The sequence below is a fragment of the Streptomyces sp. NPDC056503 genome, from assembly GCF_042794995.1.
GTDB lineage: Bacteria > Actinomycetota > Actinomycetes > Streptomycetales > Streptomycetaceae > Streptomyces.
The window spans coordinates 13,545-34,103 of sequence record NZ_JBHTST010000089.1 but is presented as its reverse complement, the minus strand read 5'-3'; the positions used below and the strand labels follow the sequence as shown (position 1 = coordinate 34,103).

Below are 20,559 nucleotides of genomic sequence, written 5' to 3'. Positions count from 1 at the left end.
CTCCGGAAAGGGCCCGCCGGGACGTCTCCGGCTCAGTCCTGGGCCGGGGCCGCGGTCTTCTTGGCCGGGGCCTTCTTGGCGACCGTCTTCTTCGCCGCCGTCTTCTTGGCCGCCGTCTTCTTCGTGGCGGCCTTCTTGGCGGTGGCCTTCTTCGCGGTCTTCCGGGCGGCCTTCTTGGCCGCCGGGGCGGCCTCGGTCTCCTCGGCGACGGACTCGGCGGCCGGCTCGGCGTCCACCGCGGGGGCCTCGACCGGGGCGGCCGTGGCCACCACGATCTCGGCGGCCTCGGCGCCGGCGGGGGCACCCGCCGGGGCGGTGGCCTTGCGGACCACCCGGCGGCGGGCCCGCGGCGCGGCGGCCACGGGGGCCTCCTCGGCGACGGGCTCGACGACCGGCTCGGGGGCGGTCTCCACGACCGGCTCCGGCGCCGTCACGACCTCCGGCTCCGCGACCGCGACGACGGTCTCGGCCTCGGCGGCGGGCGCCCCGGACGTCGAGACGACCGGCGAGGTCACCCGGCGGGTGGCACGGCGGCGGGTACGCGGCGCGGGGGCCGCCTCCACCGTCTCCTCGACGAGCGTCTCCGCCACGACCGGCTCGGGCTCGACGACCGGCTCGGGCTCAGGCTCGGGCTCGACGACCGGCTCCGCGATCGGCGTCGGGACCACCGGCGCGGTCACCCGGCGGGTGGCACGGCGGCGGCCACGGCCGCGGGTCGCGGCGGCCTCGGCCTCGGCGGCGCTGCCGTACAGCTCCTCGTCCGGGGCGATCGGCACCGGCACGGCCACCGGGGCGGCCAGCTCGGCCGCGACCTCGGCCTCGGTCTCCGCCGGGGCCTCGGCCTCGGCGGTCTCGTGGGCGTGCTCGTGCACGTGCTCGTCGCCACCGCGGCCGCGCTTCTTCGCGCGCTTGCCGCCACCGCCGCCACCGTGGGTGGCGGGCTGCTCCATGTGGACGATGACGCCGCGGCCGTTGCAGTGGACGCAGGTCTCGGAGAAGGACTCCAGGAGGCCCTGGCCGACCCGCTTGCGGGTCATCTGCACCAGGCCGAGCGAGGTGACCTCGGCCACCTGGTGCTTGGTCCGGTCACGGCCCAGGCACTCCAGGAGGCGGCGGAGCACCAGGTCGCGGTTGGACTCCAGGACCATGTCGATGAAGTCGATGACGACGATGCCGCCGAGGTCGCGCAGCCGCAGCTGGCGCACGATCTCCTCGGCCGCCTCCAGGTTGTTCCTGGTGACGGTCTCCTCCAGGTTGCCGCCCTGGCCGGTGAACTTGCCGGTGTTGACGTCGACGACGATCATCGCCTCGGTCTTGTCGATCACCAGCGAGCCGCCGGACGGCAGCCAGACCTTCCGGTCGAGCGCCTTCATCAGCTGCTCGTCGATCCGGTAGGTGGCGAAGACGTCGACCTCGCTGGTCCACCGCGTCAGGCGGTCGGCCAGGTCGGGCGCGACGTGCGAGACGTAGCCGTGGATGGTCTCCCAGGCGTCGTCACCGCTCACGATGACCTTGGAGAAGTCCTCGTTGAAGATGTCGCGGACGACCCGGACGGTCATGTCCGGCTCGCCGTAGAGCAGGCTCGGCGCGGACGTCGAGATCTGGCTCGCCTTCTTCTGGATGTCGGCCCACTGCGCCTGGAGGCGCTCGACGTCACGGCGCAGCTCGTCCTCGCTCGCGCCCTCGGCGGCGGTGCGCACGATGACGCCCGCGTCCTCGGGGACGATCTTCTTGAGGATGGTCTTCAGCCGGGCGCGCTCGGTGTCCGGGAGCTTGCGGCTGATGCCGGTCATCGAGCCCTCGGGGACGTACACGAGGTAGCGGCCCGGGAGGGAGACCTGGCTGGTGAGGCGGGCGCCCTTGTGACCGATCGGGTCCTTGGTGACCTGCACCAGGACCGACTGGCCGGACTTGAGGGCGGACTCGATGCGGCGCGGGCCGTGGCCCATGCCGAGCGCCTCGAAGTTGACCTCGCCGGCGTACAGGACGGCGTTGCGGCCCTTGCCGATGTCGACGAAGGCGGCCTCCATCGACGGCAGCACGTTCTGGACCTTGCCCAGGTAGACGTTGCCGACGTACGAGGTGGCCTGCTCCTTGTTGACGTAGTGCTCGACGAGCACGTTGTCTTCCAGGACGCCGATCTGGGTGCGCTCGCCGTTCTGGCGGACGACCATGACGCGCTCGACGGCCTCGCGGCGGGCGAGGAACTCGGCCTCGGTGATGATCGGGACGCGGCGGCGACCCTGCTCGCGGCCCTCGCGGCGGCGCTGCTTCTTGGCCTCCAGGCGGGTGGAGCCCTTGATGGACTGCACCTCGTCGGAGGGCTCGGCCTTCTCGCGGGCCGGCCGGGGCTCGCGGACCTTGACGACCGTGCGGACGCCGTCCTCGTCGGAGGACTCGGCCTCGCCGGCGTCCCCGCTGCGGCGGCGACGGCGACGGCGGCGACGGGAGCTGCTGGAGCCGGAGAAGCCGGACTCGTCGTCGGCGTCCTCGGACTCCTCGGCGTCCGCCTCGTCCTCGGCGTGGAGCTCGTCGGACTCGTCGGTCTCCTCGGCGTCCTCCGCCTCGGCGGACTCGCCGCGGCGGCGGCGACGGCCGCCACGACGGCGACGGCGGGACGGACGGTCGCCGTACTCGTCGGCCTCCTCCGTCTCCTCGGACTCCTCCTCGGCCTCGTCGGCGACGTGCTCGACCTCGGGCTCGTCGGCGACGGTCGACGGGACGGGCTCGACGGCGACGGGCTCGCCCCGGCGGCGGCGACGGCGGCGCGAACCGGTCTCGGCGCGCTCGGCGGGCTCGAAGGCCTCGACCGTCTCGACGACGGTCTCCTCCGGCTCCTCCTCCTCGACCTCGACCTCGACCTCGGCCGCGGCGGCCGCGGCGAACGCGGCGGTCTCCGGCGTCTGGAACATGGGCTCGGCGAAGACCGGGGCCTGGAAGACGGCGACGGCCGGGCGCTCGGCGCGGCGGCGGCGCGGGGCCTCCTCCGCCGTGGGCGGCTCGGAGGTGAACTGCGGGGTCCCGACCCGGCGGCGGCCACGGCCGCGGGTGGCGGCGGTCTCGGCGGCGGCGACGTCGGCACCGTGGGAGGCGATCTCCTCGACGGTGTCCTCGGGCAGGGACTCGCCGGAGGTCGGCGCGGCGAGCTCGGCCGCCACGTCCGGGGTGACCGCGGTCTCGGGGGCGGCGGCACGGCGGGTGGCACGGCGGCGGGTCCGGGCCGGCGGGGCGGCCTCGACGACCGGCTCGGCCGGCTCGGCCTGCTCGGCCTGCTCGGCCGGCTCCTCTACGGCGGCCTCGGCCTCGGCGGGCTCCTCGACGGGGGCCGGGGAGGTGACCGGGGCCGTCGCCTTGCGGGTGGCGCGGCGGCGGGTACGGGCCGGAGCGGCCTCCGGCTCGGCGGCCGGGGTCTCGGCGACCGGGGCCGGGGTGGCCTCCACGACCTCGGCGGTCTCGCCGGCGGCCGTCACCGGCGGACCGGCGGGGCGGGAAGCGGCGCGGCGCCGACGGCGCGGCGGCAGCTTGTCGCCGGGGGCGTTGCTGTCGTTGTTCTCGTTGGTCTCTTCGAGCATGCGGGCGGTTCTCCCGTCACGCTCCCGGGCGCCGCGTCGGATTCCGGTGGGCGGCACGGACGCGCGTCGTGCGCGGTGCCGCCGTCCGGGGCGCGGGCGCCGCACGGGAGCTGAATGTCTGGCTCGCCGGTTCCGTACGCCCGATGCGTACGGCCTGGCGAAAGTCTCCTGGTCAGTGCGCTGCCCGACCCAGGTGGCTCCCGAGTGCCAGGGCTGCGCTCGACTCCGTCCCTACGCGGGGCCTGCCTCCGGCGCCGTCGCCGGGGCGGTCGTGGCGGCCGCGGTTGCTGCGGCCTTGACTGCCTCGCGGTCGGGCGCGAGCGGGTCGGTCACCGTGCCGGACTCCTCGTCGAAGAGCCCCTGCGCCAGCCTGGTCACCGCTGCGGGGACCGGCGGCGCCAGGTCGGCCACAGCTCGGAGACCGGACAGGACGTCGTCGGGTCGCACGGCAGGTGTCACGTGCCGAACAACCAGCCGCAGTATCGCACAGGCATCGTCGGCGGGCCTATCACCCGGGGTCTCACCCTGTGGATCGACCTGGGGACGTTCCGCGACGAGCTCGGCGACGGCGGAGCGGGTGTCGAAGGTGCGGATGCCGTTCTTGGTCTTGCGCTGGACCTCGACCGTCTCGGCCGCGAGGAAGGCCTCCACGGCCTTCCGGGCGTCGTCGACGGGGACGCCGTCGAGCCGGAGCTCCCACACGGAGGCGGTGAGCCGGTCGGCGAGGCCGGAGGTGCGGGCCTCCACGGCGTCGGTGATGTCGAGGCCGGCCGGGAGGGACTCGTCGAGCAGGACCCGCAGGGTCTCGGGGTCGCGGTGCTCGGTGAGGGCGATCTCCAGGAACTCGGCCTCGGAGCCCGTACCCGTGGGGGCGGCGTTGGCGTACGACACCTTGGGGTGCGGGGTGAATCCGGCCGAGTACGCCATGGGCACCTCGGCGCGGCGCAGGGCGCGCTCGAAGGCGCGCTGGAAGTCGCGGTGGCTGGTGAACCGGAGGCGGCCGCGCTTGGTGTAGCGCAGACGGATGCGCTGCACCGCCGGTGCGGGCGGCGGGCCTTCGGGCTGTCGCTTGCCCAGTGGTTCTTCTCCTCGGTGCGGGGCGGGCGCGGGTGGCGCTCCGCCCGGAAGCTCTTGGCCGTCCCGCGGGCTCCCGCCCGGATCACCCCCGCCGGGCGGGGAGACCTCGGGGGCTGGCGCCGCGCCGGGGACGTTCCTTGTACTACCCAGAGTACGCGCCCGGGCCACCTCGGGTTCCCCGGCGGGGGCGGCGACGGGTCAGCGGGGACCGCCGAAGAGCGCCGTCCGCACCTCGCGGGCGGCGGCGCGCACGGCTCGCGCGACGGTGGCGACGGGCTCCCACACGGAGCGGCGGAGCCAGTGCCCGACGGGGGTCAGGACCACCCGGTACACCCAGGCGAGGGGGCGGCCGACGGCGTTCCACAGGATCCAGCGGACGGCGCGGCCGACGGCCCGCGAGATCTCTCCGGCGACACGCCAGGCCCAGGCGAGGGCGGCGCCGACGACGCGGAGGACGGGGCCGAGGACGTGGCGCCAGAGCCAGGTGAGCGGGGTGACGAGCAGCAGGTCGACCACCCACCACAGGGCCTTGCCGACGGGGACCAGCACCCACCGCCACAGCCACCGGAGCGGGGTGACGAGCAGCAGGTCGACCACCCACCACAGGGCCTTGCCGACGGGGACGAGCACCCATTCCCACAGCCATCGGAGCGGGATGACGAGGAGGTGGTGGACGAGCCAGCCGAGGGCGCGGCCGACCGGGGCGAGGAGCCACCGCCAGAGCTGCCGGGCGCACCAGGCGAGGGCGTCCCAGAGCAGCCGGAGGGGCAGGACGATCACGAGGGCGACGGCACGTGCCACCCCCGTGAGGCAGCCCGGGTTTTCCGTGTTCATGTCGAGGATGACGCCGACGGCCCGACGAGGGGTTTCCCCTTCGCCGGGCCGTCACCAAGGCGTTACCGGGCTACTTCACCACCGTCAGCGGCAGCAGCTTCTTGCCGGTCGGGCCGATCTGGATGTGGGTGTCCATCTGCGGGCAGACGCCGCAGTCGAAGCACGGGGTCCAGCGGCAGTCCTCGACCTCGGTCTCGTCGAGGGAGTCCTGCCAGTCCTCCCAGAGCCAGTCCTTGTCGAGGCCGGAGTCCAGGTGGTCCCAGGGCAGGACCTCCTCGTAGGAGCGCTCGCGGGTGGTGTACCAGGCGACGTCCACGCCGTACTCGGGAAGCGTCTTCTCCGCGCACTCCATCCAGCGGTCGTACGAGAAGTGCTCGCGCCAGCCGTCGAAACGGCCGCCGTCCTCGTAGACCGCGCGGATGACGGCGCCGATGCGGCGGTCGCCGCGGGAGAGCAGGCCCTCGACGATGCCGGGCTTGCCGTCGTGGTAGCGGAAGCCGATCGAGCGGCCGTACTTCTTGTCGCCGCGGATCTTGTCGCGGAGCTTCAGCAGGCGCGCGTCCGTCTCCTCGGCCGACAGCTGCGGGGCCCACTGGAAGGGGGTGTGCGGCTTGGGGACGAAACCGCCGATGGAGACGGTGCAGCGGATGTCGTTCTGGCCGGAGACCTTGCGGCCCTCGGCGATCACGTTCATCGCCATGTCGGCGATCTGGAGGACGTCGTCGTCGGTCTCCGTCGGCAGGCCGCACATGAAGTACAGCTTCACCTGGCGCCAGCCGTTGCCGTACGCGGTGGAGACGGTCCGGATCAGGTCCTCCTCCGAGACCATCTTGTTGATGACCTTGCGCATGCGCTCGGAGCCGCCCTCGGGGGCGAAGGTGAGGCCCGAACGGCGGCCGTTGCGGGTCAGCTCGTTGGCCAGGTCGACGTTGAAGGCGTCGACGCGGGTCGAGGGGAGGGACAGGCCCACCTTGTCCTCGGTGTAGCGGTCCGCGAGGCCCTTGGCGATCTCGCCGATCTCGGTGTGGTCGGCGGAGGAGAGGGAGAGGAGGCCGACCTCCTCGAAGCCCGTCGCCTTGAGGCCCTTCTCGACCATCTCGCCGATGCCGGTGATGCTTCGCTCCCGCACGGGGCGCGTGATCATGCCGGCCTGGCAGAAGCGGCAGCCGCGGGTGCAGCCGCGGAAGATCTCGACGGACATGCGCTCGTGGACGGTCTCCGCAAGCGGCACGAGGGGCTGCTTCGGGTACGGCCACTCGTCGAGGTCCATGACGGTGTGCTTGGAGACGCGCCACGGCACGCCCGAGCGGTTGGGGACGACGCGGCCGATGCGGCCGTCCGGCAGGTACTCGACGTCGTAGAACGCCGGGATGTAGACCGAGCCCGTCTTGGCGAGGCGGAGGAGGACCTCCTCGCGGCCGCCCGGACGCCCCTCGGCCTTCCAGGCGCGGATGATCTCGGTCATGTCGAGGACGGCCTGCTCGCCGTCGCCGATGATCGCCGCGTCGATGAAGTCCGCGATCGGCTCGGGATTGAAGGCGGCGTGGCCGCCGGCGAGCACGATGGGGTGGTCGACGGTGCGGTCCTTCGACTCCAGCGGGATGCCCGCCAGGTCGAGGGCCGTGAGCATGTTGGTGTAGCCCAGCTCGGTGGAGAAGGATAGGCCGAAGACGTCGAAGGCGCCGACGGGGCGGTGGCTGTCGACCGTGAACTGCGGCACCCCGTGCTCGCGCATCAGCTCTTCGAGGTCCGGCCACACGCTGTAGGTGCGCTCGGCGAGGACGCCCTCGCGCTCGTTCAGTACCTCGTAGAGGATCATGACGCCCTGGTTGGGCAGACCGACCTCGTACGCGTCCGGGTACATCAGAGCCCAGCGGACGTCGGCGGACTCCCAGGGCTTCACCGTGGAGTTCAGTTCTCCACCGACGTACTGGATCGGCTTCTGCACGTGCGGGAGCAGGGCTTCGAGCTGCGGGAAGACAGACTCGGCAGCAGACATGTCGAACCTTCGTGAGCTGGCAGGGGGGCGACTCTCAAGCGTACCCCGGTGCTCAGCGGCTCAGCGCCGCCCGGATCTCCGGGGCCGCGGCCCGCTCCCACACCCGCGGCAGCTCCCGCTCGCCGGCCGCGGCGGCGGCCTCCTGGCGGGCGTGGAGAACGCCCCAGGTGAAGGAGGGTTCGCCGGCCTGCTCGGCCTGGGTGGCGAGCTCGCGCAGGGCACCGCGGGCGACGACGGCGTCCTGGTGGTCGCCGAGCAGGCTCTGGACCTTCTTCACCTTCTTGGCGAACCGCTTCGCGGGCTTGCCGAGGGTGGGGACGGCGGCGTCGGCGGCGTACCGGGCCCGCTTGGCGGCCTTCCGGGCCTCGTGGAGGGCGAGGTCCCGCTCGTGGCCGGGGGCGAGGTCGAGGGCGGGGGCCATCCGGTCGGCGAGCCGGCGGTGGTCGCGGACGACCGCCTTCGGCAGCACCTTGGCGGCCTTCCTCCCCGCGGCGGGCCGCAGCGGCGGGCCGGCGTGCAGGGCGACGAGGGCGTCGAGGAGGGCGAGGTGGCGGGCGGAGTCGAGGGCGTCCAGGGCACGGCGGCGGGCGGCGCGCGAGCGGACCCCGTCCCAGGTGCGCAGCCGGCCGCGGGCCGGGCCGCGGCGCTGCTCGCGGGGCAGCGCGTCGAGCCCCTCGCGCAGCCGGGCCTCCAGGACCTCCTGGTCGCGGGCGTGGCCGAGCTCTCCGGCGAGCCACTTCAGCTCGGCGCCGATCGGGTCGGTGACCTCGCGGTCGAGGACCTTGCGGTAGGTCTTGAAGGCGCTCCGGAGGCGGCGGCAGGCGACCCGCATCTTGTGGACGGCGTCGGGGAGGTCACGGCGGACGGCGGGGTCGAGCCGGACGAGGTCGTCGATCTGCTCCCGTATGTACGCGAGGACGGCGGCGCCCGCCGAGCCGTCGGCGTCCGGCGGCACGAGGTCCGGGGCGCCGGAGGCGAGGCCGGTCTCGTCGAGGGCGCGGGCGAGCTTGGAGGGGGCGTCGGAGGGGTGGATGCCGGCCTTCCCGAGGTGCTTCTCGACGGCGTCGAGGACGGCCGGGTCGGCGTCGTCGGCGAGTTCGACCTCGACCTCGGTCCAGGTGGCGGTCGCCGCCGCCCCGTCCTTCTCCCCGGCGAGGAGACGGTCGGCGTGGACGGTGTCCACGGAGAGCTCCGCGAGGACCGTGCCGTTCTCGTCGCGGAGGTGCCGCACGTCGCGGGAGGAGCGGAGGCGGACGACGGGGACGACCTCGGCGTGGCGGACCCGCGAGCGCAGCAGCCCCGCCAGGGAGCGCGGGAGCGTCTCCGAGAGCGGGGCCCTGATCTCGTCGCGGACGCCGACCGCGACGGGGAACTTGAGGTGCCAGCCGGCGTCCTTGCCGCCGGTGCGGCGGCGCAGCGTGAGCGAGTCGGCCGCGAGCCGCAGCCCGGCCGTGTCGTAGTAGACCGCGTCGAGTTCGGTGACGCCCTCGCCGGTCACCGACGCGACGCCGGCCGCCCGGGTGAGGTCCGGCAGCCGGGTCGCCGTGGTGAATTCGTACTTCCGCTCGATCTCGCGCTTGGTCTCCGCCATACCCTGAATCTAACCGCCCGGACGGCCCCGCATACGCCGGATGCGTCAGGCGGTCATCGAACGTTGTGCCCGGATCGACTGGAGCAGTCCGACCGCGACCCAGACGGCGAACATCGAGGAGCCGCCGTAGGAGACGAAGGGCAGCGGCAGGCCGGCGACCGGCATGATGCCGAGGTTCATGCCGATGTTCTCGAAGGCCTGGAAGGCGAACCAGGCGATGATGCCGGCGGCGACGATCGTGCCGTACAGCTCGGTGGTCCCGCGGGCGATCCGGCAGGCTCGCCACAGGATGACGCCGAGCAGCAGCAGGATGAAGCCGGAGCCGACGAAGCCCAGCTCCTCTCCGGCCACGGTGAAGACGAAGTCGGTCTGCTGTTCGGGGACGAACTGGCCGCTGGTCTGGTGGCCGTTGAAGAGTCCGGCGCCGTAGAGGCCGCCGGAACCGATGGCGATGCGGGCCTGGTTGGTGTTGTAGCCGACGCCGGCCGGGTCGAGGTCGGGGTTGGCGAAGGCGGCGAAGCGGTTGATCTGGTACTCGTCGAGCATGCCGAGGGCGGTGACGAGGACCGCGCCGCCGACGCCGGCGCCGATGAGGCCGAGGACCCACCGGTTGGAGGCGCCGGAGGCGAGCAGCACGCCGAGCACGATCACGATCATCACCATGACCGAGCCCAGGTCGGGCATGAGCATGACGATGCCCATGGGGAGGGCGGCGAGCATCAGGGCCTTGGCGACGGTGCCGTGGTCCGGGTGGAGCTGGTCGCCCGCGTCCACCTTCGAGGCCAGCAGCATCGCCATCACCAGGATGATGGTGATCTTCACGAACTCGCTGGGCTGGAGCGAGAAGCCGCCGCCGACCACGATCCACGCGTGGGCGCCGTTGATGGTGGCGCCCAGCGGGGTGAGGACGGCGAGGATCAGCACGATCGACAGGCCGTAGAGCACCGGGACGGCCCCGCGCAGGGTGCGGTGGCCGAGCCAGACCGTACCGATCATCAGCGCCACGCCGATGCCGGTGTTGAGCAGGTGCCGGAAGAGGAAGTAGTACGGGTCGCCGTTGTTCAGCTCGGTACGCCCCCGGGTCGCCGACCAGACCAGCAGCGAGCCGATGAGGGAAAGCGCGAGCGCCGAGAACAGGATCGGCCAGTCGAGCCGGCGCAGCACCGAGTCGCGGGCGGTCAGCCGGGCGACCGCGCCGCGCTCGGGGGCGTACCGGGAGACGGAGAAGTTCGTCCGTGCCATCGGGTCAGTCCCTCCTGTGGGCGGGCGTGCCCGCGAGCGGCGGCGGAGCGGCGCCGTCCTGCCCGGTCGGGTCGACCAGCTGGGACCTGGGGTCGTACGCCTTGATCGTCGGCGCGTCGATGGTGCCGTCGGCGTTGACCTTCGGCAGCGTCTTCTGCGGCCCGGGGAGCAGGGCGCGCCTGAGGTTCTGGTTGCCGGCGTCGTCGAGGCCGTAGAGGGCGTCGTAGATGTTGCGGACGGCGGGGCCGGAGGCGCCGGAACCGGTGCCGCCCTGGGAGATGGTCATGACGATGGTGAAGTCGTCGGTGTAGGTCGCGAGCCACGAGGTGGTCTGCTTGCCGTAGACCTGGGCGGTGCCGGTCTTGGCGCGCATCGGGATCTTGTCCTGGGGCCAGCCGCCGAAGCGCCAGGCGGCGGTGCCGCCGGGCTCGACGACCGAGCGCAGGCCCTTGTCGAGGTCGCGGATGGTCTGCGCGCCGACCGGCAGTCTGCCGTGGGCCTTGGGCTTGATCTCCCGGACCTGCTTGCCGTCCGGGCTGATCAGGGCCTTGCCGACGGAGGGGTCGTAGAGGGTGCCGCCGTTGCTGATGGCCGCGTAGATGGTGGCCATCTGGATCGGGGTGACGAGTACGTCGCCCTGCCCGATGGCGAAGTTGATGCTGTCGTACGCCTTCAGCTGGTTGCCCTCGAGGCAGTTCTCGTACGCGATCTGCTCGACGTAGCTGCCGCCCTTCTTGCCCTGCTTGCACCAGGCGTCCTTGTTGGCCTCCCAGAACGCCTGCTTCCACTGGCGGTCCGGGATCCGGCCCTTGACCTCGTTGGGCAGGTCGATGCCGGTCTCCGAGCCGAGGCCGAAGTCGCGGGCGGTCACGTAGAACCAGTCCTTGGCGTCCTTGTTCGCCGTGATGCCGCCGTCCTTCTGCCACTCCTTGTGGCCGAGGGCGTAGAAGACGGTGTTGCAGGAGTACTTGAGGGCGTCGCCGAGGGTGATGGGGCCGTGCCCCTGGGACTCGAAGTTGGCGAAGCTGCGGCTGCCGAGGCTGTAGGAGGCGCTGCAGTTGTACTTGTCGTCGAAGTCGTAACCGGCCCGGACGGCGGCGCTCGCGGAGATCACCTTGAAGATGGAGCCGGCCGGGGCCTGGCCCTGGATGCCGCGGTTGAGCAGCGGGTAGTTCGAGTTCTTGCTGGTGAGGGAGGCGTAGTCCTTGGCGGAGATGCCGCCGATCCAGACGTTGGGGTCGTAGTCGGGCTGGGAGGCCATGGCGACGACCCGCCCGGTCTTGGTCTCCATGACGACGACGGCGCCGGAGTCGGCCTCGTACTTGCGTCCGGTGATCTTGTCCGTCTCGCCGCGGACCGTCTTCATCGCCTGCGCGAGCTCGTGCTCGGCGACGGCCTGGACGCGGGCGTCGATGCTGGTGACGAGGGTGGAACCGGCCACGCCCGGGTCGGACTTGGTCTGGCCCATGACGCGCCCGAGGTTGTCGACCTCGTAGCGGGTGACGCCGGCCTTGCCGCGCAGCTCCTTGTCGTAGGTGCGCTCGATGCCGGAGCGGCCGACCTGGTCGGAGCGGAGGAACGGGGAGTCGGTCTCCTTGGCCTTGGTGATCTCCTCGTCGGTGACCGGCGACAGGTAGCCGAGCACCTGGGCGGTGCGGGCCTTGCCGGGGGCCGGGTAGCGGCGGACGGCGGTGAGCTCGGCGGTGATGCCGGGGAAGTCCTCGGTGCTCTCCCGGATGGTGAGCGCCTGCTGGACGGTGGCCTCGTCGGTGACCGGGATCGGCTGGTAGGGCGAGCCGTTCCAGCAGGGCTTGGGCGTCTTGGAGTCGCAGAGCCGGATCTTGTTGACGACGTCCTCGGGCTTCATCTTCAGGACGCCGGCGAGCCGGGTGAGGACGGCCTTGCCGTCGTCCTTCATCTTCATCAGCTCGGTGCGCGAGGCGGAGACCACGAGCCGGGTCTCGTTGTCGGCGAGCGGGACGCCGCGGGCGTCGATGATGGAGCCCCGGACGGCCGGGGTGACGACCTGCTGGATGTTGTTGCTCTTGGCCTCGTCGGCGTACTCCTTGCCGTTGCGGATCTGGAGGTACCAGAGCCGGCCGCCCAGGGTGAGCAGCAGCGAGAAGACGAGGATCTGGATGACGACGAGCCGGGTCTGGACCCGTGGGGTCCGTCCGGTCTCGGGGATGTTGGTCATGCTGCCGGTGCCCCCTCGGTCACAGTCGCTTGACTCCCTTGATCCGTCCGGCGCGGGTGGCGCGGTTGCGTGCGGTCTTGACGCGCAGTCCGCCGCGCTGGGTGCCGATCCTCAGGCCGGTGCCGGAGGAGAGCCAGCCGGAGGCGACGTCCCCCGCGCCCGTCCCCGTGGCGTCGGCGACCGGGTCGTTCTCGGCCCGCCGGGCCAGGGCCATGACGAGCGGCACCGTGAAGGGCGCCAGCAGCAGGTCGTAGACGACGGCCGTGAAGAGCAGCGAGGTGAGGCCCACGTGGCGGGCGGCGGTGTCGCCGACGAGGGCGCCGACGCCCGCGTAGAGCAGGGTGGAGCCGACGGCCGCGCCGACGACGGCGACCATCGGGCCGACGGCCGAGGTGAAGCGGCCGTTCTCGGGCCGCGCGAGGCCGACGAGGTAGCCGACGACGCAGAGCACGAGGGCGTACCGGCCGGCGGCGTGGTCGGCGGGCGGGGCCAGGTCGGCGAGGAGGCCGGCGGAGAAGCCGACGAGCGAACCGGTGACCGGTCCGTGGACGAGGGCGAGGGCGATGACGGTGAGGAGGACCAGGTCGGGTACGGCGCCGGGGAGCTGGAGCCGGGCGAGGACGGAGACCTGGACGACGAGCGCGACCACGATCAGGGTCGCGGAGAGGAGAATGCGGTTGAACTTCACGGTGTCGCGTCCTCCTGGTCGTTCGGGTCCTGAGCCTGGTTCGGTTCCCGCGCCTGGCCCTGGTTCTGTTCCTGCGCGGGCTTCTCGGCCCGGCCCAGGATCGGCTGCTCGGCCGCCTCGCCCTGGGCCTGCTCGTTCGCCTGGCCGTCGGCCGGCGGCTTCGCGGTGACCGTGACGGTGACGGTCGGCGCGGGCTTGGGCTTCTGCGGCAGCACCGTGTCGCGGGGGTCGGAGCGGGGGGCTTGGACGACGACGCCGACGATGTCGAGCTTGGTGAAGCCGACGTACGGGCGGACGTAGACGTTGCGGGTCAGGCCGCCGCCGAGGGGGTCGATCCGGACGATCTCGCCGACGGGAACGCCGGGGACGAAGGGCCGTGAGCCGGCCGAGCCGAAGGTGACGAGGCGGTCGCCCGCCTTCACCTTGGCCTTGCCGTTGAGGAGCTGGACGAGCAGCGGGCGGTCGCCCTGGCCGGTGGCGAAGCCGAGTTCGTCGCTCTTCTCCATGCGGGTGCCGACGGTGAAGTCCGGGTCGTTGGCGAGCAGGACCGTGGAGGTGGACGGGCCGACGGTGGTGACCCGGCCGACGAGTCCGGCGCCGTTGAGGACGGTCATGTCGCGCTGGATGCCGTCACGGGCGCCGACGTCGATGGTGACGGTCCAGGAGAAGCCCTGGGCCGCTCCTATGGCGATGACCTGGGCGCCCTTGATGCCGTACTGCCCGGCGCCGGCGGTCTTGAGCATGGAGTCGAGCTCGCGCAGCCGGTTGCGGTTGCGGTCGTCGCTGCCGAGCTCGGCCTTGAGCTCGGCGTTCTCCTTCTCCAGAGCGGCGATCCGGGTGTGCCGCTCGCCGGAGTCGCGGACGGCGCCTATGGCGTTGCCGATCGGGTCGACCGCCGCCGCGACTCCGTTCTCGACCGGGCCGAAGACGGCGGCGGCGGCCTGTCGGGCGCCGTCGACCGGCGACTCCTGGCCGCCGCGGATGTCCACCGTGATCAGCGCGAACGCGACGGCGACCAGCAGCACCAGGAGCAGCCGGCTCTCTCGTGTGTCCCTCACGTGCGGCGGCCGTGCCCTTCCTCGTGGTTCGTTGTGCAGATGTTCGTACCGTACGGGCTCGCGCCCGGCCGATGGGTCAGCGGCGCGGCTGGGCGTCCAGGACCTGCTGGAGGGCCTCGAACTCCTCGACGCACTTGCCGGATCCGAGCGCCACCGAGTCCAGCGGGTCCTCGGCGATGTGGATCGGCATGCCGGTCTCGCGGCGCAGCCGCTCGTCGAGGCCGCGCAGCAGGGCGCCGCCACCGGTGAGAACGATGCCGCGGTCCATGACGTCACCGGAGAGTTCCGGCGGGCACTTGTCGAGGGTGGTCTTCACGGCGTCGACGATCGCGTTGACCGGCTCCTCGATGGCCTTGCGGACCTCGGCGGCCGAGATGACGACGGTCTTCGGGAGACCGGAGACGAGGTCGCGGCCGCGGATCTCGGTGTGCTCGTCCTGCTCCAGGTCGTAGGCCGAACCGATGGTGATCTTGATCTGCTCGGCGGTGCGCTCACCGAGGAGGAGCGAGTACTCCTTCTTGATGTGCTGGATGATCGCGTTGTCCAGCTCGTCGCCGGCGACCCGGATGGACTGTGCCGTGACGATTCCTCCGAGGGAGATCACCGCGACCTCGGTGGTGCCGCCGCCGATGTCGACGACCATGTTGCCGGTGGCCTCGTGGACGGGGAGGCCGGAACCGATGGCCGCGGCCATGGGCTCCTCGATGATGTGCACCTGGCGGGCGCCGGCCTGGGTGGAGGCCTCGATGACGGCGCGGCGCTCGACTCCGGTGATGCCGGAGGGCACGCAGACGACGACCCGGGGACGGGCGAGGTAGCGCCGCTTGTGGATCTTGAGGATGAAGTAGCGGAGCATCCGCTCGGTGATCTCGAAGTCGGCGATGACGCCGTCCTTCAGCGGGCGCACGGCGACGATGTTGCCGGGGGTCCTGCCGATCATCTTCTTCGCCTCGGCACCCACCGCGAGGATTCCGCCGGTGTTGGTGTTGATCGCGACGACGGACGGCTCGTTGAGGACGATGCCTCGACCCCTGACGTACACCAGCGTGTTGGCGGTCCCGAGGTCGACAGCCATGTCACGGCCGATGAACGACATGAAGTTCCCCTTGTTTCCCATGGCTGAGGGTGGTGCGGCGAAGAGTTTTCATCGTAGTGCCGCTCACGCGGATGGCGCGCGCTGGCCCACCTCATGTACTAGGTGACGGTAGGACGCGGCGATCCGTTCCCGGGATTGGCGTTCATATGCCTGGGGGCGGCCGAATTCCTTCGGTCGCCCCACAACTGGCTGCCGTTCGGCTGACGGTGGGTCAGCCGGCGGGCGGAAGGCCGGGTGCCACGCGGGGACGCGTGGTCACACGAGGCCGGGTGTCACACGAGGACGCGTGTCACACGAGGCCGGGGAAGAAGATCTTCAGCTCGCGCGCGGCGGACTCCTCGGAGTCCGAGGCGTGGATGAGGTTCTCGCGGACGATGGTGCCGAAGTCGCCGCGGATGGAGCCCGGGGCGGCGGCGATCGGGTCGGTCGGGCCGGCCAGCTGGCGGACGCCCTCGATGACCCGCTCGCCCTCGACGACGAGCGCGACGACCGGACCGGAGGACATGAAGCCCATCAGCGGCTCGTAGAAGGGCTTGCCCTTGTGCTCGCCGTAGTGCTGCTCCAGCGTCTCCTGGTCCAGCTCGCGCAGCTCCAGGGCCGCGAGGGTCCAGCCGGCCTTGCGCTCGATGCGGCCGATGATCTCGCCGACCAGGCCACGGCGGACCGCGTCGGGCTTGAGCAGGACGAGCGTGCGCTGGCTCACGGGGGGAACTCCTTCGGGAGGGATGTGCGGGCCTCTGAATCTACAGGGCCCGCACCGCCACCCGTCACGCAGCGTCAGGCCCTGCGGAGCCCTGGGCCGTGGCGTTCGAGGCGGCCCAGCGGGCCTTGATCTCGTCCACCTTGCGCCCGTAGTGCACCGAGCACCACCACAGCACGGCGAAGACGGCCCCGAGGAAGTACATGACGGGGACGAAGAAACCGCTGAGGATCAGCCCGATCTGGAGCGCCCAGCCGAGCTGGACGCCACCGGGACGGGTGATCATCCCGCACAGCAGCACGGAGAGGACCATCGCGACACCGCACACCCACCAGACGGTGGAGGTGGCGAGCGAGTCGTCCTTCATGGCGACGAGACCGGCGAAGCCGATGACGAAGAACTCGCCGATGAGGGTGGAGGAGCAGAGCGTGCGCATTCCGGGTCAGCCCCTCTTGAGCAGCAGCCGGGCGTCGCCGACCGTGAAGATCGAACCGGTCACCAGCACGCCGGCGCCGCCGTACTCGGCCTCCTCCTCGGCGAGCGTGATCGCCGTCTCCAGGGCGTCGGGCAGCCGGGGCTCCACGACGACCCGGTCCTCGCCGAAGACCTCGACGGCGACCGCGGCGAGCGCGTCGACGTCGGTGGCGCGGGAGGTGGAGTTCTGGGTGACGACGATCTCGGCGAAGATCGGCTCGAAGGCCTCCAGGAGCCCCCGGGTGTCCTTCTCGCCGCTGGTGGAGACGACGCCGACGAGCCGGGAGAAGCCGAAGGCCTCGGAGACGGCCTCGGCGGTGGCGCGGGCGCCGTGCGGGTTGTGCGCGGCGTCGAGGATGACCGTCGGGGAGGAGCGGACGACCTCCAGGCGGCCGGGCGAGGAGGTCTGGGCGAAGGCGCGCCGGACGGTCTCGACGTCGAGGCTGCGGGCGTGCTCCGCGCCGATGCCGAAGAAGGCCTCGACGGCGGCGAGCGCCACGGCCGCGTTGTGCGCCTGGTGGGCGCCGTGCAGCGGCAGGAAGATGCCGTCGTACTCGCCGCCGAGGCCGCGCAGGGTCAGCAGCTGCCCGCCGACGGCCACCTCTCGGGAGACGACGCCGAACTCCATGCCCTCGCGGGCCACGGTCGCGTCGACCTCGACGGCCTTCTTCAGGAGCACCTGGGCGGCGTCCACCGGCTGCTGGGCCAGGACGACGGTCGCGCCCTGCTTGATGATCCCGGACTTCTCGCCGGCGATCGCGCCGGTGGTCTCGCCGAGCCGGTCGGTGTGGTCGAGGTCGATCGGGGTGACGACCGCGACGGAACCGTCGATCACGTTGGTCGCGTCCCAGGTGCCGCCCATGCCGACCTCGACGACGGCCGCGTCGACCGGGGCGTCCGCGAAGGCCGCGTAGGCCATCCCGGTGAGGACCTCGAAGAAGGAGAGGCGGTACTCCTCCCGGGCGTCGACCAGCTCCACGTACGGCTTGACGTCCTGGTAGGTCTCGATGAACCGCTCGGCGGAGATCGGGGCGCCGTCCAGGCTGATCCGCTCGGTGACGGTCTGCACGTGCGGCGAGGTGTACCGGCCGGTGCGCAGCTCGAAGGCGCCCAGCAGGGACTCGATCATGCGGGCGGTGGAGGTCTTGCCGTTGGTCCCCGTGATGTGGATCGAGGGGTACGCGCGCTGCGGCTCGCCCAGCACGTCCATCAGCGCCGCGATCCGCTTGACCGAGGGCTCCAGCTTGGTCTCGCCCCAGCGGGTCGAGAGCTCGGTCTCGACCTCGCGCAGCGCCTTGTCCAGCTCCGGATCCTCGGGGCGGGTGGGCACGGGGTCGCCCTGCGGGGGTCCGGCCTGGGTGCGCAGGGTGCGGCTGCCGGCCTCGATCACCGCCAGGTCGGGGTCTCGGTTCGTCGCTTCGTCGACGAGGTCGTCGAAGTCGTCGGCGTGCTCGTCGGCGTGGTCGCGCGGGTCGCTCGGGTCACTCACGGGGCCAAGTCTACGGAGCCCCGCCGACAGGACCATGGACCCTCCCCTTTCGGGACCTTCGGTCCGCCGTCCGCCGGGGTCGCCCGGCAAACTTGGCGATCATGGACATAGGCATCGATCTCGGCACGGCCAACACCCTCCTCTACGCCCGCGGGCAGGGCATCGTGCTCAACGAGCCGTCCGTGGTGGCGGTCCAGGAGGGCTCCCGGCACGCGCTCGCGGTCGGCGCGGAGGCGAAGGAGACGATCGGCCGGACGCCGGGCTCGATCACCGCGATCCGTCCCCTGCGGGACGGCGTGATCAGCGACTACGAGGCGGCGGAGGAGATGATCCGGCACTTCGTCCGCAAGGCCGTCCCGGGGCGCCGCCGCCCCCGTACCCGGATGGTCGTCTGCGTCCCCAGCGGGGTCACCCCGGTGGAGCGGCGGGCCATCGTGCACGCCACGATCTCGGCGGGCGCGCGGGCCGTCCATCTGATCGAGGAGCCGATGGCGGCGGCGATCGGCGCGGGCCTTCCGGTCTCCGACCCGCGCGGCTCGATGGTGGTCGACATCGGCGGCGGGACGACGGAGGTGGCGGTGATCTCGCTGGGCGGGATCGTCACCGCGCAGTCGCTGCGGGTCGGCGGCGACCGCTTCGACACGGCGATCACCGACCACGTCCGCAAGGAGCACTCGCTGCTGATCGGCGAGCGGACGGCGGAGGACGTGAAGGTGGCGATCGGCTCCGCGTGGCCGGTGCCGGGCGGCGAGGAGTTCGAGCGGCGCGTCTTCACCGTGCGCGGCCGGGAGAGGGTCAGCGGCCTGCCGCGCACGGTGGAGCTCTCCGTCCCCGAGGTCCGCGAGGCGCTGGACGAGCCGGTGGAGGCGGTCATCGCGGCGGTGCGGGTGACGCTGGAGGAGTGCCCGCCGGAGCTGTCCGGGGACGTGATGGAGCACGGCATCGTGCTGACCGGCGGCGGCGCGCTGCTGCCGGGCCTGGACCTCAGGATGGCCTCGGCGACGGGCATCCCGGTCTTCGTGGCGGACGACCCGCTGGACTGCGTCGCCCTCGGCTCGGGCCGCTGCGTGGAGGACTTCGACGGCCTCCAGCGGGTCCTCGGCAAGGCGGAGTCGGCACGGTAGGCCGCGGGGAGCGGGGGCGTGGGGACGGGGTGGGGGCCGGGAGTCGGGGCGGGGCCGGGAGCCGGGAGCCCGGGGCCGGGGGCAAGGGAGCCTGAGCCGGGAGCGAGGGGGCTGAGGCCAGGGCCGGGAGCGAGGGAGCCGGAGCCGGGAGCGAGGGGGGCCGAGGGCGAAGGGGGCCGGGGTCGGGGCAAGGAAGCCGGAGCCGGGGGCGAAGGGAGCCTGAGCCGGGGCGAAGGGGGGCCGGGGGCGAGGGGGCCGGGGCCGGTCTCAGCGTGGCAGGCCGGACGGGAGCGTGGCCCTTACCGCGTACGCGCCGTCCTTCTCGCCCGCCGCGAGGGTGCCGCCCATGCTGGCGACCCGCTCGTCCATCGAGACGAGGCCGGTGCCCGTGGAGACGGGGGCCCGGTCCGGCGGGGTCTTCGGCAGGGGGTTGCGGACCTCGATCCACAGGTCCGGGCCGGCGACCCCGATCGCGACCCGCACCGGCAGGCCCGGCGCGTGCTTCGCCGCGTTCGTCAGGCACTCCTGGACCACCCGGTGCACGGCGGTCTGCCGCAGCGGCGAGAGCGCCTTCACCTCCTCGGCCACGTCGAGCTCGACCGGGCTGCCCATCCGCTCGCTCTCCGCGGCGAGGTCCGCGAGCCCCTCCAGGCCGGGCGTGGCGCCCTCCCGGTCCGCGCGCCGCACGAGCGTCTCGTTGAGCATGAGGTGGGCGCGCCGGGCGGTGTCGGCCAGCTCCTCGAAGTCCTTCTGGTGGGCGTCGCCCCGGGCCCGTACGGCGAGCACCTCGGCCCGCACCGCCAGCACGGTCAGCTCGCGGCCGACCAGGTCGTGGACGTCCCTGCCGACCTGGATCCGCTCCTCCTGGACGGCCTGCCGGGCCGCGGCCTCGCGCCGCTGGACCTCCAGCGCGCGGACCAGGTCGTGCCGGTGGGCGGCGATGCCGACGCCCGCCGCGAGCACGCCGATCGGGACGATGAGGCTGAGGAAGTCGCTGAGCGTGTCGCCGTGGTGCGCGGCGGGCCAGCCGGGCGTCCGGAAGTAGGCGTACGCCACGCCGATGTACAGCAGGGTGGCGCCGATCGCGACCCGCCGGCCCCTGAAGCGGCCGAGCGAGTACAGCGCGAACTGGATCATGGTGACCTCGTGGAGCCAGCCCATCAGGCCGAGCGCCACGAGGTACGGCACCCAGGGCGCCCTCCGGCGCAGCATCAGGGTCGCGGCGCCGGCGGCGAGGACCAGGGTGGCGGTGACGCCGGTGAGCGAGTTGTCCTCCCGGGCCAGGCCCGGCACGTCCAGGACCATCAGGGCGAAGGCGCTGAGCGCGGCGACCGCGTCGAGGGCCCGGGGCGAGCCGGCCCACCGGTCCACGCGGCGGCGCAGCGCGGGGACGGCGGGGAGGGGGAACATGCCTCCAT

15 protein-coding genes are annotated in these 20,559 nt (G+C 72.7%); 1 reads left to right on the top strand and 14 read right to left on the bottom strand.

Annotated elements, in window-relative coordinates; genetic code table 11:
* Positions 1 to 32: 32 nt before the first annotated feature.
* The 13 genes from ACFQ8C_RS24485 to ACFQ8C_RS24425 form a co-directional block, all read right to left on the bottom strand.
* Positions 33 to 3,572: a ribonuclease E/G gene (locus ACFQ8C_RS24485; protein WP_383461322.1), complete on the bottom strand. Its 3,540-nt coding sequence runs from the start codon at positions 3,570 to 3,572 to the stop codon at positions 33 to 35.
* Positions 3,573 to 3,803: 231 nt separating this feature from the next.
* Positions 3,804 to 4,607 (bottom strand): TIGR03936 family radical SAM-associated protein, encoded by an 804-nt coding sequence (locus tag ACFQ8C_RS24480; protein WP_383461320.1) that lies wholly within the window; start codon positions 4,605 to 4,607, stop codon positions 3,804 to 3,806.
* A 240-nt stretch (positions 4,608 to 4,847) separates the two neighbouring features.
* A complete protein-coding gene (locus tag ACFQ8C_RS24475; RefSeq protein WP_383461319.1) occupies positions 4,848 to 5,483 on the bottom strand; it encodes a hypothetical protein in 636 nt (211 codons plus the stop codon).
* Positions 5,484 to 5,553: 70 nt separating this feature from the next.
* Complete coding sequence (locus ACFQ8C_RS24470) at positions 5,554 to 7,482, bottom strand: TIGR03960 family B12-binding radical SAM protein (RefSeq protein ID WP_383461317.1); 1,929 nt, start codon at positions 7,480 to 7,482, stop codon at positions 5,554 to 5,556.
* A gap of 52 nt (positions 7,483 to 7,534) precedes the next feature.
* On the bottom strand, positions 7,535 to 9,073 hold the full coding sequence (locus ACFQ8C_RS24465) for a CHAD domain-containing protein (protein ID WP_383461315.1): 1,539 nt from the start codon (positions 9,071 to 9,073) through the stop codon (positions 7,535 to 7,537).
* Between the two features lie 45 nt (positions 9,074 to 9,118).
* Positions 9,119 to 10,315: a rod shape-determining protein RodA gene (rodA, locus tag ACFQ8C_RS24460; RefSeq protein WP_383461314.1), complete on the bottom strand. Its 1,197-nt coding sequence runs from the start codon at positions 10,313 to 10,315 to the stop codon at positions 9,119 to 9,121.
* A 4-nt stretch (positions 10,316 to 10,319) separates the two neighbouring features.
* Positions 10,320 to 12,512 (bottom strand): penicillin-binding protein 2, encoded by a 2,193-nt coding sequence (mrdA, locus tag ACFQ8C_RS24455; RefSeq protein WP_383461312.1) that lies wholly within the window; start codon positions 12,510 to 12,512, stop codon positions 10,320 to 10,322.
* 19 nt (positions 12,513 to 12,531) lie between these two features.
* Entirely contained in the window at positions 12,532 to 13,200 is a 669-nt protein-coding gene (gene mreD, locus ACFQ8C_RS24450) for a rod shape-determining protein MreD (protein WP_383461310.1), read from the bottom strand.
* Positions 13,197 to 14,258 carry a rod shape-determining protein MreC gene (mreC, locus tag ACFQ8C_RS24445; protein ID WP_383461308.1) on the bottom strand — a complete coding sequence of 354 codons (1,062 nt, stop codon included), beginning with the start codon at positions 14,256 to 14,258 and terminating at the stop codon, positions 13,197 to 13,199. The genes mreD and mreC overlap by 4 nt, the downstream gene beginning before the upstream one ends.
* 76 nt (positions 14,259 to 14,334) lie before the next feature.
* The gene (locus tag ACFQ8C_RS24440; RefSeq protein ID WP_019886273.1) at positions 14,335 to 15,354 is read right to left on the bottom strand and encodes a rod shape-determining protein; all 1,020 of its coding nucleotides are present in this window, start codon (positions 15,352 to 15,354) and stop codon (positions 14,335 to 14,337) included.
* Between the two features lie 289 nt (positions 15,355 to 15,643).
* Positions 15,644 to 16,057, bottom strand: coding sequence for a nucleoside-diphosphate kinase (gene ndk / locus ACFQ8C_RS24435; protein WP_056558929.1), 414 nt, complete (start codon positions 16,055 to 16,057; stop codon positions 15,644 to 15,646).
* Positions 16,058 to 16,121: 64 nt separating this feature from the next.
* A complete protein-coding gene (locus ACFQ8C_RS24430) occupies positions 16,122 to 16,490 on the bottom strand; it encodes a DUF4233 domain-containing protein (protein ID WP_383461306.1) in 369 nt (122 codons plus the stop codon).
* Positions 16,491 to 16,496: 6 nt separating this feature from the next.
* The gene (locus ACFQ8C_RS24425) at positions 16,497 to 18,053 is read right to left on the bottom strand and encodes a bifunctional folylpolyglutamate synthase/dihydrofolate synthase (RefSeq protein WP_383461305.1); all 1,557 of its coding nucleotides are present in this window, start codon (positions 18,051 to 18,053) and stop codon (positions 16,497 to 16,499) included.
* Positions 18,054 to 18,118: 65 nt separating this feature from the next.
* Between ACFQ8C_RS24425 and ACFQ8C_RS24420 the strand changes: the two genes are divergently transcribed.
* Positions 18,119 to 19,141 (top strand): rod shape-determining protein, encoded by a 1,023-nt coding sequence (locus ACFQ8C_RS24420; protein ID WP_383461303.1) that lies wholly within the window; start codon positions 18,119 to 18,121, stop codon positions 19,139 to 19,141.
* 267 nt (positions 19,142 to 19,408) lie between these two features.
* On the opposite strand, the gene ACFQ8C_RS24415 is transcribed toward ACFQ8C_RS24420, so the two are convergent.
* The gene (locus ACFQ8C_RS24415) at positions 19,409 to 20,551 is read right to left on the bottom strand and encodes a sensor histidine kinase (protein WP_383461301.1); all 1,143 of its coding nucleotides are present in this window, start codon (positions 20,549 to 20,551) and stop codon (positions 19,409 to 19,411) included.
* Positions 20,552 to 20,559 lie beyond the last annotated feature (8 nt).